This window comes from Hyphomicrobium sp., from assembly GCF_035572195.1.
Classification (GTDB): Bacteria; Pseudomonadota; Alphaproteobacteria; order Rhizobiales; family Hyphomicrobiaceae; genus Hyphomicrobium_B.
Window position 1 is genome coordinate 19730 of record NZ_DATNBA010000041.1, and the last position, 13527, is coordinate 33256.

At 58.4% G+C, this 13527-nt stretch carries 15 protein-coding genes; 10 read left to right on the top strand and 5 right to left on the bottom strand.

The genetic code is table 11. From position 1 onward, the window contains the following. The first annotated feature begins 56 nt into the window (after positions 1–56). Positions 57–1463: a 30S ribosomal protein S12 methylthiotransferase RimO gene (gene rimO, locus VN623_RS03970; protein ID WP_325568349.1), complete on the top strand. Its 1407-nt coding sequence runs from the start codon at positions 57–59 to the stop codon at positions 1461–1463. A gap of 15 nt (positions 1464–1478) precedes the next feature. Here the strand turns inward: rimO and VN623_RS03975 are convergent, their stop codons facing one another. Then, on the bottom strand, positions 1479–2396 hold the full coding sequence (locus VN623_RS03975; RefSeq protein ID WP_325568351.1) for a cation diffusion facilitator family transporter: 918 nt from the start codon (positions 2394–2396) through the stop codon (positions 1479–1481). A 220-nt stretch (positions 2397–2616) separates the two neighbouring features. On the opposite strand from VN623_RS03975, the gene VN623_RS03980 reads away from it, so the two are divergent. Beyond that, the gene (locus VN623_RS03980) at positions 2617–3474 is read left to right on the top strand and encodes a metal-dependent hydrolase (protein WP_325568353.1); all 858 of its coding nucleotides are present in this window, start codon (positions 2617–2619) and stop codon (positions 3472–3474) included. Here the strand turns inward: VN623_RS03980 and VN623_RS03985 are convergent. From VN623_RS03985 to VN623_RS04000, 4 genes are all read right to left on the bottom strand, one after another. After that, entirely contained in the window at positions 3452–4051 is a 600-nt protein-coding gene (locus tag VN623_RS03985) for a TetR/AcrR family transcriptional regulator (protein WP_325568355.1), read from the bottom strand. The two genes, VN623_RS03980 and VN623_RS03985, sit on opposite strands and share 23 nt — an antisense overlap. Before the next feature lie 263 nt (positions 4052–4314). Continuing rightward, positions 4315–4932, bottom strand: a complete 618-nt coding sequence (locus tag VN623_RS03990; protein ID WP_325568357.1) for a TadE/TadG family type IV pilus assembly protein — start codon at positions 4930–4932, stop codon at positions 4315–4317. A gap of 38 nt (positions 4933–4970) precedes the next feature. Next, a complete protein-coding gene (locus VN623_RS03995; RefSeq protein ID WP_325568381.1) occupies positions 4971–5699 on the bottom strand; it encodes a TadE/TadG family type IV pilus assembly protein in 729 nt (242 codons plus the stop codon). A gap of 29 nt (positions 5700–5728) precedes the next feature. Then, positions 5729–6208, bottom strand: a complete 480-nt coding sequence (locus VN623_RS04000; RefSeq protein WP_325568359.1) for a pilus assembly protein N-terminal domain-containing protein — start codon at positions 6206–6208, stop codon at positions 5729–5731. A gap of 602 nt (positions 6209–6810) precedes the next feature. Between VN623_RS04000 and VN623_RS04005 the strand changes: the two genes are divergently transcribed. From VN623_RS04005 to VN623_RS04040, 8 genes are all read left to right on the top strand, one after another. Next, positions 6811–6984: a Flp family type IVb pilin gene (locus tag VN623_RS04005; protein ID WP_325568361.1), complete on the top strand. Its 174-nt coding sequence runs from the start codon at positions 6811–6813 to the stop codon at positions 6982–6984. 130 nt (positions 6985–7114) lie between these two features. Further along, the gene (locus VN623_RS04010; protein ID WP_325568363.1) at positions 7115–7276 is read left to right on the top strand and encodes a Flp family type IVb pilin; all 162 of its coding nucleotides are present in this window, start codon (positions 7115–7117) and stop codon (positions 7274–7276) included. A gap of 119 nt (positions 7277–7395) precedes the next feature. Beyond that, positions 7396–7899: an A24 family peptidase gene (locus tag VN623_RS04015; RefSeq protein WP_325568365.1), complete on the top strand. Its 504-nt coding sequence runs from the start codon at positions 7396–7398 to the stop codon at positions 7897–7899. Between the two features lie 200 nt (positions 7900–8099). Then, positions 8100–8903 (top strand): Flp pilus assembly protein CpaB, encoded by an 804-nt coding sequence (cpaB, locus tag VN623_RS04020; protein ID WP_325568367.1) that lies wholly within the window; start codon positions 8100–8102, stop codon positions 8901–8903. A gap of 38 nt (positions 8904–8941) precedes the next feature. Then, a complete protein-coding gene (locus VN623_RS04025; RefSeq protein ID WP_325568369.1) occupies positions 8942–10561 on the top strand; it encodes a type II and III secretion system protein family protein in 1620 nt (539 codons plus the stop codon). Positions 10562–10583: 22 nt separating this feature from the next. Further along, a complete protein-coding gene (locus VN623_RS04030; protein ID WP_325568371.1) occupies positions 10584–11315 on the top strand; it encodes a CpaD family pilus assembly protein in 732 nt (243 codons plus the stop codon). A gap of 14 nt (positions 11316–11329) precedes the next feature. Beyond that, a complete protein-coding gene (locus VN623_RS04035) occupies positions 11330–12637 on the top strand; it encodes a CtpF protein (RefSeq protein ID WP_325568373.1) in 1308 nt (435 codons plus the stop codon). A 12-nt stretch (positions 12638–12649) separates the two neighbouring features. Beyond that, positions 12650–13527 (top strand): CpaF family protein (locus tag VN623_RS04040; protein WP_325568375.1); only part of this gene is annotated, 878 nt, incomplete at its 3' end.

A 13527-nucleotide genomic window follows, 5' to 3' on the forward strand; every position in this document is an offset into this window, starting at 1 on the left:
CGGCTGCTACACTGTCGCGATTGCGCTTACCGAGCCCCAAGGCTAGAAGCGCGGAAATGACAAAACCCTCGGCCAAGATCAACGTCAACGCAAGTCCGAAAGTGCGCCGATTGGCGCAAGGCTCCGTTGCAGAGGGCGCTGCGCGCGTGCCGAAAGTCGGCTTCGTGTCGCTCGGCTGTCCGAAAGCGCTCGTCGACAGCGAACGCATCATCACCAAGCTCAGGTCCGAAGGCTATACCATCGCCCGCGACTATTCGGGCGCCGACGTGGTCGTCGTCAACACATGCGGCTTTCTCGATTCAGCCAAGCAGGAAAGCCTCGACGCCATCGGCGAGGCGATGAACGCCAACGGCCGCGTGATCGTCACGGGCTGCTTCGGCGTCGAAGAAGCCCGCATTCGCGGGGCGCATCCGGGGGTGCTTGCCGTGACGGGCCCCCACCAATACGAGCAGGTCGTCGAAGCCGTCCACGACGCCGTGCCGCCGCTACATGATCCCTATCTTGATCTCGTGCCGCCGGAAGGCCTGCGGCTGACGCCGCGGCATTACGCGTATCTGAAGATTTCAGAAGGCTGTAACAACCGCTGCTCCTTCTGCATCATTCCGTCGTTGCGCGGCGATCTGGCGAGCCGGCCGGCCAACCACGTCATGACCGAGGCCGAACGCCTCGTCGAAGCCGGCGTCAAAGAGCTGCTCGTCATCAGCCAGGACACGAGCGCTTATGGCGTCGATCTCAAATATGCGGAGAGCCCGTGGAAAGGCGCGCCGCTGAAGGCCCGCTTTCTCGATTTGTCGCGTGCACTTGGGGACCTCGGTGCCTGGGTGCGCCTGCACTACGTCTATCCGTATCCGCATGTCGACGATGTGATCCCGCTGATGGCGGAAGGCAAAATATTGCCGTATCTCGACATTCCGTTTCAGCACGCGTCTCCGGCGGTGCTGAAAGCGATGCGCCGTCCGGCGGCGCAGGAGAAGACGGCAGAACGCATCCGTCGTTGGCGCGATGTTTGTCCCGATCTCGCGATCCGTTCGACCTTCATCGTCGGATTTCCGGGAGAGACGGAAGAGGATTTCGCATTCCTGCTCGAGTGGCTCAGTGAAGCCAGGATCAGCCGGGCCGGATGCTTCAAGTACGAGGCCGTCGAAGGCGCGAAGGCCAATGCGCTCGCTGGTGCCGTACCGGAAGAGGTAAAGGAAGAACGCTGGCATCGCTTCATGGCGGCGCAAAAGCAGGTCAGCGACGATCTGCTTCAGGGCAAGCTCGGCAAGGTGATCGAGGTCCTGATCGATGAGGTCGACGAAGACGGTGCCATCGGCCGCTCGCAATGGGATGCGCCCGAGATCGACGGCAACGTGTTCCTAAACGGCGAAGACGGGTGCAAACCCGGCGACATCGTGCGCGCCAAAGTCATCAATGCGGATGAATACGATCTGTGGGCCGAGCGCTCAATCGGCGACGCTTAGCGCTGGCATTTCAGGTCAGAGCACCACTGCACCCGATTCATCGGGTTTGGCTTTGTATTCGGGCTCGACGTGAATGACGACCTCGGAGCCATCGATGGTGCGCTCGATCGAATTTTCCAGGCGATCGCAAATGACGTGTGCCTCTTCGACGGTCATCGAGCCGGGTACGACGAGATGGAATTCGATGAAAAGCGCGCGTCCCGCCTGACGGGTTCTAATGTCGTGCGCCTCGAGCGCGCCGATGCCGTTGGTTTCGATGACGCCGCGGATACGTCGTTCGATATCTGGGCTGGCCGCCTGATCCAGAAGCCGGGACATCGACTGGATGGCAATCTTGTAGCCCATCCAGAGGATGTTCAACGCCACGACGGCGGCGATCAGCGGATCGATAAAATGCCAGCCCGTCCATAGCGCCAGCACCAACCCGACTATCACCCCAACTGAGGTGATGACGTCGGTAAAGAGATGGTGCCCGTCGGCAACGAGTGCCGCCGAACGCCCCGACGTGCCGCGGCTGACAAGCAACCAGGCCCAACCGGCGTTCACGGCAGCGGCGCCGGCGTTGAACGCAATGCCGAGGCTGGGATGTTCGAGCGTTACGCCGTACACAAGTCCGCCATAGGCCTTGATCAAGATCAGTACGGCCGCGACCGCGATCATGGCGCCGACGAACATGGCTGCGAGGAATTCGGCCTTGTGGTGGCCGAACGGATGATCGGAGTCGGCCGGCTTGGCGCTGACGCGGATTGCGACAAGAGCCGCGATGGCGGTCACGACGTTGACGACGCTTTCGAGGGCGTCCGAAAACAGGGCGACGGAGCCGGAAACCTGATAGGCGATATACTTCAGAACGACGACAGCGAGAGCGACGGCGATATTTATGCGGGCAATCGTGCCGATTTTGCTTTGGAAGTCGCGTAGTTCCGTCGCCATGCCAATGTCTTATCTGCCAATGTTAGGCGCCTGGATGCCACATTCGGCCGGCAACCGCCAGATTTGAAAAACTCCACCGCCAATAGATGCCGCGACCGGGCTTATCCACATGCCTGGAGAGGCGCGCCCTCGCCGCAGCAAGGCGAATCTGGTGCTCCAATACAGGGGTTGATGATGCGCGGGCTCCGTCTCGAGCCAGCGGACACTGGATAGAGAAACAATGGCCAATTTTACGACGCATATCGCGATTGGCACTGTTGTGTCGGGGGCGCTCGCGACGCTGACGCTTGCAGCCGACGTGGTGCGCCCTGAAAACCTCGTCGCGGTGACGCTGGCGGGTGTTCTCGGCTCCGTCCTTCCCGATATCGATCTCAAGGAGTCGAGGCCCAGCCGGGCGATGTTTGCCGGGCTTGCAATTTTCTTTTCGTTTGCCGTGCTCTTCAACGCGGCGACAAAGTTTTCGATCGCCGAACTGTGGATTTTGTGGCTTGGAACATTGGTCGTCGTCCGCTACGGCCTGCACACACTTTTTCATCGTGTCTCGGTGCATCGTGGCATTTGGCACTCGATTCTTGCGGCCGTCTTTTCGGCCGTCGTGACGGCGATTATTTTCAATCGCGTGCTTGGACGGCCGGAAGGCGTGGCGTGGCTCGCTGGCGCGTTCATGTTCGCAGGCTACATCACACACCTTACGCTCGACGAGATTTACTCGGTCGACGTGATGGATACGCGGATAAAGTCATCGTTCGGGACGGCGCTGAAGCTCTTTGATCGCCGGCACGTCGGGGCTTCGCTCGCTATGGCGGCTGCCACCGGCTTGGCGATCATGGTATCGCCGTCAACGACGACGTTTGTCGAGGGTCTCGGCTCGCGAATGATGTGGAGCGGCCTCGAGCAACGGCTTTTGCCGACCGATAAATGGTTCGGTCTCGTTGAGACGCCGCACTTTGCGAGCCGCAACGAGCAAAGCGGAGCCGGTGTTGTGACGGGTTCCATTCACGGACGGGCCGGCGGCGATAGCAAGACGGGCGAGCAGCCGCGGTCCTCCGACTCAGTTAGTGCTCCCGCAGCCCCTTGACGAACGTTATCGCGAGATCCTTGGCGTAGGATTGCGCCGTAACGGGCGTCACGTAGACGCCTTTCTCAGTCGCAGCAACGGCGGTGATTCCGTGAATTCCGGTCCAGAGTGCCCACGCCATGGCCTCGAGTTTTTCGCGCGGCGTATTTGGCGCGAGAGGCGCTACCGCCGTTCGGATGATGCTGAAAATTTTGTTGATGTTATCGTGGAAAGGTTCCGGCATCGTGCTTCCGGGTGGAAGGCTATGCGCCAGAAACAGGTTCCACATGCGACGGTTGGCAAGCGCAAAGTCGACATACGCCTGCGTCAACGCCTCGATGTTCTTCTCGCCGTCCGAGCCCATTGGCACATGCTTTAGATGTTCCACGGTCCGGGCCTGAAGCTGCACCTGCAGCGTCACCAGGATATCATCCAGATTTTCGAAGATATTGTAGAGCGTGCCTGGCGAGTAGCCGATCATGCGGGCGATTTCTCGCGCCGAAAGCCCGGTGATCCCACTGCGTTCAACAATCGTCTGCGACGCATCCAGTATGAGCTGGCGAAGCTCTTCAGGCGAATGAACGGATCTTCGACCCATCGATTCCTGCCGTTTCCCGCACAATGTTTAAAACATTATAATTGAACATATCGAACAAGTTTTGCATCGTCTTGCCTAAATCTAGGCGGAAATTCGCCCGCCAGAAAATATTTGTTCAGAGCGAATTCTGAACACGCGGGCACTTCTGCAGTAAAAATTTACTCAGTGCAGTGAGTAAATAGGAATAAGAATTCCAAAAAAAACTATTGTGCCTATTCGTTGTACTAATACACCCGGCTGATGAGCGGTCGGGCGTTCTGCCTTTACGTTGGGCAAACGGTGTTCTGCGTTGCCTGCCCATAGAAGACAGAGCCGTAGCGAGGCGAAAACGCCATCGTGTCAGACCAGTTCATCTGCTTGATGAGATTCGGAATGATGTTCGTCAGTAGGGGCGTGTACTGGTACTGCGCCTCGACAACGATCGCCGCATTTCCCTTTGTGATCATGTCCCACGCCGGCATGTTCTTCGCCAGCGGGCAGTTCGTGACGGGCATGCCGTTATAAGAGTACGACCATTCGACGTTCGTTTTTTTGGCGTCGCTGCTCGAAGCTCTTAGCTGTGTGATGGCCATTCTGAGGGGCGTCGAGGTATAGGGCTCCATGACATGCTGGGCCGACAGCATAATGCCGTCGAGTGCCGCTTTCGCCTCAGGATAAGTTGCTCCGAGTTGCTCCTCGCGCGAGACGAGATCGCCGACCATTGCTGTGGCTCGCTGAAAGCGTTTGTGGACAATCAGGGCGCGCGAGATTTCAAATGTACCGAACGTCATCAGCATCAGCAGAGGTGCGATGTAGGCAAATTCGACAGCCGCTATGCCGGACCCATCAGCTAGGAAACCGCGGATGCGGGCTTTGGCGAGGAGGATCGAGAGCTGGTGCATGCAAAGTCTCTTCCTTGAGGACTGTTCAGCAACTGTGTTCAAGTTCCGGGATACGGCTCGCTTCGGAAGGCGGTGGCGGTTTGCATCATCATTGACCCGTCGGTCATGTTGCCGATTTTGAAAAAGGGAAGTTTCGAGGTGAAATCCCATTTGTAGCAGGCCGTCACGATCACGATGTCGCTGGCACCGCCCGAATATATTGCGATGAGATCACTACCCGGCGCGGGGTTTTGGGTTACGACATTATTTTTGATGCAGGGTTGCGATGCGACGGCCCCCCAATTGGGATAGTGGTCGACGAAGATCTGCAGCTTGCTGCAATTGATCCATTGCCCCGCGCCGTCGCAGATTTTTTGCTTGAACTGGTTGACCGTCATTTTTGTAGATACGGCTTGGCCGGTGCGGATCAGGCGGCCCGACTGGTCCATGCCTTTCTCTACCGAGTTCATCATGAAGAAGTAGAAGGCGCAGCCGATCAGCGCAAAAATAAACATCAGAAATGGTGTCGCGACGATCGCGAATTCGACCGCCGTCGCTCCGTCTTCCTCGCGTTGCAGGCGCTGGAGGCTGCCAAGCCGGAAGCGGTGGTGAAGGACCGGCGTCTTGACTCTGGTGATACGCATGGCTGGAGAACTCGCAACGGCCTTCAAATTCATCGCATAAGATAAGGTCGCGCGGATTAAAGGCGCATTTAGCAGAATGTCTTTCTTTCCAACTGGTTTCGGAATCGTTAATCGCGTTCTGGCCCGCCGGGTCAGGTGAGCCATCCGGCGCAAAGGCCGGAGCGGCCGGCTCACTACTGACCGTTACTCGTTGCGGCGGCACCGTCGCTGGCGCCTTCCGAGAATTTCATTTTGTTGGTGTTCGCATCTCTTACCGAATCGAAGAACGACTTGTCATCGCCGATCGTCAGCGTCGGTTCGCAATTCGGCGTGCATGTATATGTAAAGCGTGTGCTTCCCTTGTGCAGGTTGACGACTCTGCGATCGTCGCGTTCGACCATGACGCGCTGATCCTGGATGATGTTGTGCTCGGCATCCAAGGCGATGATGTTCGTAATGCCGAAGGTCTTTCCGGTCACGACCAGCAAATTGCCATCCTGGAGCGTCACATCGGCGATCGACGGGTTGCCGATGATCACTTCCGTCGCCGGGCGAGGCAGGCGCAGAAGCTGAGACTGATCATACCGCACGATGAGGTCTGCTGCCGTTGCGGTCGAAGCGGAAAAGCTTCCGAGCACCGCGATAAGTGCAATCCAAGCCGCGCAACTCGCCACTGAAGTTGGTGTTCCGAGAGTTCGACGGGGCATTTGACGGATCCTGCAGAGGTGCTTCGCGGGATTACCTCATGAAATGGTGAACGAACCGGAAATGGGCGGTTCATGCTGAGATCGAGCTGCGGCCTTGCCGGTGCTCGCCCCGGTCTCGGGGCCGATCGTGGCGGTGTTAGAAGCCAATGCTCGCCCGCAATAGGACCAGCCGGATTGTCGTCATTTGAAAAAGCCCGAGATCACCGATGCCTTGTTCAAATCGCTGGCAAGCCAATCTCGTTTCCACCCCCACCATTGCCTACGCAACCCTTTTAACTAATCACGTAAAAACAAAGTATTAACCTAGCTATACTTGGAAAGTTTACTTGTGTGAGCGGATAAGTACAGAATAACTCGTTAAATTATAAAAATGCAAAGAATTTATACAGATTATTATTGGCCGACGGTCTGGGCTAATATTCCATCAGTAACCGTTTACCCCGAAAACGCTCCGTTTTACCTGACTTTAATTTTTGCTGGTTATGGTCTGGTCTAGTTCAACGGTGAGGACGTGTCCCCCGATGGACACGGATCGGAAGAGTACAGTCAGTCAGTTTGGGAGAGTATCAATGACCATTTTCTCGCGTTTCATGAAGGATGAGTCGGGCGCCACGGCTATCGAATATGGCCTTATCGCTGCCATCGTCGGCGTCGGCATCATCGCGGTTCTGAAGAACGTCCGCACGGGCTTGCAGTCCACCTTCAACAAGGTGAACGACGAACTCGGCACAGCCGTACAGTAAGTTTCCGAACGAAGCTCAGGTGTCGCGATCATCATATCGCGGCACAGAGGTCCAAGAGCACGTCTGGAGAGGAATCTCCGGACGTGTTTCTTTTCCGGCAGGCCTTTCCCAGATGACTCGATCGAGCCTCATGACGTTCGCGGCTGACGACGAAGGTGCGACGTCCATCGAATACGCCTTGATCGCGGCAATCATCGCCTTGGCGATCGTTTCGAGCCTCACTCTTATCAGAGGCTCTCTGCAGCAAGACCTTAATGGCGTCGTGACCGGCTTCCAATCGGCCGGGAACTGAGCCGATGCAAGTCGTCCGCCGAGTGCCGGAAGCGGCAGCGCGTTAGCTATGCATTTACCCTGATGGTCCAAATTGCTCACACCCTTGCGGTGCAGTGACTTGGCGACGGAGTAGAGGCGGTGCTGGCTTATCTCATCCTGATGACGTTTCCGGTCGCGATGGCATTTGCGGCCGCGAATGATCTCTTCACGATGAAAATCCCAAATCGCATCTCGCTAGCGCTCATCGGCGGTTTCGTTGCGATTGCAGTGATGACGCGGATGCCGCTCGAATCAATTGGCATTCATGTGGCTATCGCGCTCGGAGTTCTCGCCGCGACTTTCGTGCTGTTCTGGATGAACATGCTCGGCGGTGGCGACGCCAAGCTGATGGCGGCCGGTGCGCTTTGGATGGGACCCGACCACATCATCGAGTTCCTGGCTTACGTCACGGCCTTCGGCGGCGTTCTGGCGGTCGCGATGCTGGCTTACCGCAGTTTCCTTCCGGCCAACGCGTTTCCGCTACCTGGATGGGCGCGGCGCCTGCACAAGACCGGCGAGGGAATTCCCTACGGCATCGCTATTGCCGCCGGCGGGCTCCTGCTCTTTCCGGAAACTGCATTCTTCCGCGCGTTGGCGTTTTGAGCGCCGGAAGCTGATACTCCCGATTTAGATTCAGGAGCTACCGCGGCATGGCGCCTTCGCGTTCATGTCCTGATAACCTTCGTTTCAAAAGCCTTGGCGTCTGTATTGCTTTCGAACGGAGATTAACCGGACATTGACGTTTCTCGCCGATCATCGCGTTCACAGGATTCTACACCTGGCCTGAAAGGACGACGAGCGGGATGAAGCGGGCACAACTCATCGGATTTTCCGTGGCAATCGCCGCGGCGGTGGTCGCGTTCTACGTCGCCAGCTCGTTCGTGCAGCCGCCGCCCGCGCCGGTGACGGTCGAGAAGCAGGTCGACAGCACGGAAGTCCTCGTGGCGGGCGCCGATATCGCCGTCGGCCAGATCGTCAACGAGGGAAATTTCCGTTGGGTCTCGTGGCCGATTGAAGCGGCGTCTCGCGGCTACATCACGAAGCAGAACGGCGGTCTCGCAACGATGCGCAACCTGTCGGGCTCGATCGCGCGCTCGGCGCTGCTCGCAGGCGAGCCGATCACTGCTCAGAAGTTGATCAAGGCCGGACAGGGCGGCGTTCTTGCCGCCATCCTCCCGCAGGGCATGCGCGCGATCTCAACAAAGATCAGAGCCGAGACGGCGGCCGGCAGCCTCATCCTGCCGAACGATCATGTCGACGTCATTTTGATCCGGCGCGTCCATGGCCGCGGGCAGGACGATACCGTCGTCGATACGCTGTTCCGCAATGTCCGCGTCATTGCGATCGGGCAGCAGCTCGAAACGAAGGAAGGCAAGAAATCCGCCGACAGCTCGGCGACGACGGCAACCTTGGAGCTCACTCCGCGTCAATCAGAGATGATGGCGCTCGCAAATTCGATGGGCGAAATCACGCTGTCCCTGCGCAGCGTCGCCGATCTGAGTTCGGATCCCGAGCGTGCAGGCGGCCTGGATTTCAATAAACAGCGTAACAATTCTATTCGGGTAATGCGTTACGGAGCGACGTCGCGTGTGTATGGCGTGAACTGAGTAATCTTAGTCAGTGGTCGTCATTAGGGTCGGACCTCATGCGCATTAATATTGGTTCTTTGTGCCGCACGGTTTTCTGTGCGCTCATCTTATTCGTACCCTGGACGCTGACCGTCGTCGTGCCGGCAATGTCGCAACCCAATCGCGAAGCTCTGAAGGGCATAAGTGGCAGTCTTATTGCGGCCACTGCACATCAGTCGTTCATCCGCATCGAGGACACCGGTGGGCCGATTCGAAAAAATATCAAGATCGGCCTCGGCAAATCCGTGCTGCTCGAATTTCCGCGCCCCGTGCGCGACGTCATGGTTTCGAACCCGTCGGCCGTCGATGCCGTGGTGTTGAGCTCCAACCGCGTCTTCTTGCTGGCACGCAAGATCGGCGAAGCGAATGCCTTTTTCTTCGACAGCTCGGGCGCGCAGTTCGCCACGATGGAACTTTACGTTGAGCGCGAAACCGCGGGTCTCGAAAGTCTGCTCAACCGACTGATTACCGGCTCGACGATTAAAGTCGAAATGTTGAATCAGACGATAGTTCTTACGGGCGCCGTCAAAAACCCGATCGATTCCGTTCGCGCCTCCGATATCGCCAAGCAGTTCGCTTCCGTCGAATATGACGTGAAGGAGACCACGGACGCCGAGGGCGTCTCCATCGCCAAGGCCGACAAATCGAGCAACGAATCCGTCATCAATATGCTGGTCGTCGAAGCCGAAGAGCAGGTGATGCTCAAGGTCAACGTTGCTGAAGTTCAGCGTACGGCGCTGAAGCAGCTAGGCGTCAATCTTGGTGCGGTGCTGCAGTCGGGCAGTTTCTCCACGACGCTGCTGACAGACAACTCATTCCCGCTGACGCCTGCACAGGGGCTCGGGACGCTTCCGTCGTTCGGTATCGGCACCGCCGCCAGTGCAGCTGCTTGCGCTGTGGGACATGTCTGCGGCCTTGGCACTGGACTCGGGGGAACGATCGGCAATAGCGGATTGATTTCCGGTTGGGGCAACGGAAACAACAGAGTGCTTTCGGCCATTCGCGCGCTCGAGCGCGACGGCCTGGTCAGAACGCTGGCCGAACCGAACTTGACCGCCATTTCCGGCGAGCCGGCCGAGTTCCTCGCCGGTGGCGAAGTTCCCTACGTCACGGGCGTTGATCCGCAGACGGGAGTGAGTTCGGTCGCATTCAAGAAATTCGGTGTCCAGCTGAGCTTCACGCCGGTCGTGCTCTCGGAAGGCCGCATCAGCCTCAAGATCGATACCAGCGTCAGTGATATCTCGAGATTCATCGGGCAAAATCCGGTGTTCGACACCCGCCAAGCGAAGACGGTTGTCGAACTTCCGTCAGGTGGCTCTCTCGCGCTTGCGGGGCTCATCTCGAGCAAGACGCAGCAGAATATCGACGGTCTGCCGGGCGCCAAGGATATTCCAATCCTCGGCACGCTCTTTCGCAGCCGCGATTTCCAGAACGAGGAGTCTGAGCTCGTCGTCATCGTCACGCCGTACCTCGTGCATCCGACGTCGCGCCAGGAACTCGCGGCGCCGACCGACGGGTTGGCTCCAGCGACCGACCTCAAAGCGGACTTTCTCGGTCATCTCAATCGGATCTACGGCAGGGGCGAAGGTGCGCCTTCCGGCGGTCTAAAGGGCGACTACGGCTTCATCGTCGAATAGGTCAAGAGCGCGGAGACGTATCATGCAAATTGAAAAGACCACCGCTCGCGGACCTCATAAAATCCGAACGGGTATTGCCAAAATCATCGCGCTCGCAATTCTCCCCGCTGCGATGGCGGGCTGTCAACATGATCAGCCCACGCAGGTTGCAGGCTGGACGCTGATCGATCCGGCGCAACGCCATCCGATCTTGGTTTCGCGGCAGCCGGAAAACCTCGCTCTGAATGTCGGCCGCGGTTCGCAAGGGCTGACGCCGATGCAGCGTGCGCGCGTGATGGAATTTGTCAGCAACAGCAAGTCGGGCGACGCAGGCAACAGCCGCTTCGTCATTTCGGCTCCCGGCGGCTCGGCGAACGAGGGCGCCGCGAGGGATGCTGCCGACGAGGTGCATCAGTTGCTGCTCGACGGCGGCTACTCGGAGTCTTCAATTGCGATTGGTGCTTACCAGGCCAGCGGCCGAGACGCGCCACTGCGCATTTCATACCGTCGCTACGTGGCCGAGGCGCCGGACTGCGGCCAGGATTGGTCGCAGAATCTCGCCGCGAATTATGAAAACACTCCGTATCCCAATCTCGGCTGCGCGGTGCAGCGGAATCTTGCTGTGATGGTTTCAAATCCGGCCGATCTGCTCGGGCCCAGGACGATGACCGAGCGCGACGCAGATCGCCGCGACGTTGCTTTCGCGAAATACAGAAAGGGCGATGCGATCGGCGCTGCGCCCGAGGTCGTGACTATTGGAAGACTGAATAATTGATTTTCGGAGACGATATGTCCAAGCCTGTTCAAGCCGCCCACCAGATCGAGGAAGCGTTTCTCGAAGATGGCGCACAGGATGACACGCATCCAGGCGATCGTGCGCGTCCGATACCGCGGATCTCGATCCAGGCATTTTGCGACGACGCCCGCGTTGCCGAGGCGTTGCAGTACGCCGCGGCCGATCGGCGGCTGGCGAAGACGCATGTCAGCGTGCACATGGGCGGCATTGCGGCCGCCATTTCGCATTACGCCGACAGTCCGACGCCGAACCTGATCATCGTCGACAGCGCGCTCCGGGGATCGCAGATTGTCAGCGAACTCGATCAACTCGCGGAAAGCTGCGATCCGGGCACGAAAGTGATCGTCATCGGACGGCACAACGACGTCCTGCTCTATCGTGAGCTGCTAAAGCGGGGTGTGGCCGAGTATCTCGTCACGCCGGTCGATCCGATGGGCCTGATGGAGAGCATCTCCAATCTCTATAACAATCCCGATACCGATCCTGTGGGTCATGTCTTCGCTTTCATCGGTGCGAAGGGCGGCGTCGGTTCTTCGACCGTTTGTCACAACGTCGCCTGGACGATGTCGGAAGTTTTGAAAACCGATGTCACGATCGCCGATCTCGATCTCGCCTTCGGCACGACCGGGCTCGATTTCAATCAGGATCCGGTGCAGGGCATCGCGGAAGCGCTCGCGGCTCCGGAACGGCTCGATGATCAGCTGCTCGACCGTCTGCTGACGAAGTGTTCGGAGCACCTCTCCATCTTCGCCGCTCCGGTCGTGCTCGACCGCGAGTACGATATCTCGGCCGATGCTTGCGAGCTGGTCATCGACGTCGTGCGCCAGAACGTTCCCTTCGTTGCCGTTGATTTGCCGCACGGCTGGTCGGCGTGGTCGAAGCGCGTTCTTTTGCAGGCCGATGAAGTGGTCATCACCGCCGTACCGGATCTCGCGAACCTCAGGAACGCAAAAAATATCGTCGATCTGTTGAGGGCGTCGCGAAAGAACGACCGCAAACCGCATCTCATTCTGAACATGGCAAATCTGCCGAAGCGCCAGGAAATCACGCTCAAGGAATTCGAGCAGGCGCTCGATGCAAAGGTTCTAGCCGTCATCGATTACGATTGCGAAACGTTCAGCCAAGCGGCCAACAATGGCCAGATGATCGGGGAGCTGAACGCCAAAGCCAAGGCGGTCGAAACGTTTCATGACATAGCGCTCAAGATGACGCGCCGTAAGGAAATCAAGCCCGAGAGATCGGCAAATTCTCCGCTCGCGGCGCTTGCGCCGCTCCTCGAGAAGCTGAAGCTCAAGCGTTAAGGACGTCGCATCATGTTCGGCAGGCGCTCGAACGAACCTTCGCTGCCAAAGCGTGTCGCGCAGCAATCGCCTGCGCCTCAGGCGACGATGACACCTGCTGAGCCGCAGGCCGCGTCCCAGCCGCGACAGCAGCAGGCTGCCCCGCAACCTCAGCGGCCGGAGCCCGTCGTTGACACGCAGCGCAAGCACTCGGAAGAATATTACGACGTCAAAACAACCGTCTTCAACGCGCTGATCGATACCATCGATCTCACCCAGCTTGCGAAGCTCGACAGCGTCGCCGCACGCGAAGAAATCCGCGACATCGTCAGCGAGATCATTCAGATCAAGAACGTCGTGATGTCGATTTCGGAGCAGGAAGAACTGCTCGAGGACATCTGCAACGACGTCTTGGGCTATGGGCCGCTCGAACCGCTTCTGGCTCGCGATGACATCGCCGACATCATGGTCAACGGTGCCAACGCGACGTTTATCGAAGTCGGCGGCAAAGTTCAAAAAACGGGCGTTCGCTTCGCCGACAATCAGCAGCTGATGAATATCTGCCAGCGCATCGTCAGCCAGGTCGGACGCCGCGTTGATGAGTCGAGTCCGATATGCGATGCGCGCCTTCCGGACGGGTCGCGCGTCAACGTCATCGCGCCGCCGCTCGCTATCGACGGGCCGGTGCTGACCATCCGTAAATTCAAGAAGGATCGCCTGAGACTCGAGCAGCTTGTGAAATTTGGCTCGATCACGCCACAGGCCAAAGCGGTGCTGGAGATCATCGGGCGGGTTCGCTGCAATGTCATCATTTCCGGCGGCACGGGTTCGGGCAAGACGACATTGCTCAACTGCCTTACCGGCTCGATCGATGACGATGAGCGCATCATCACTTGCGAAGATTCTGCCGA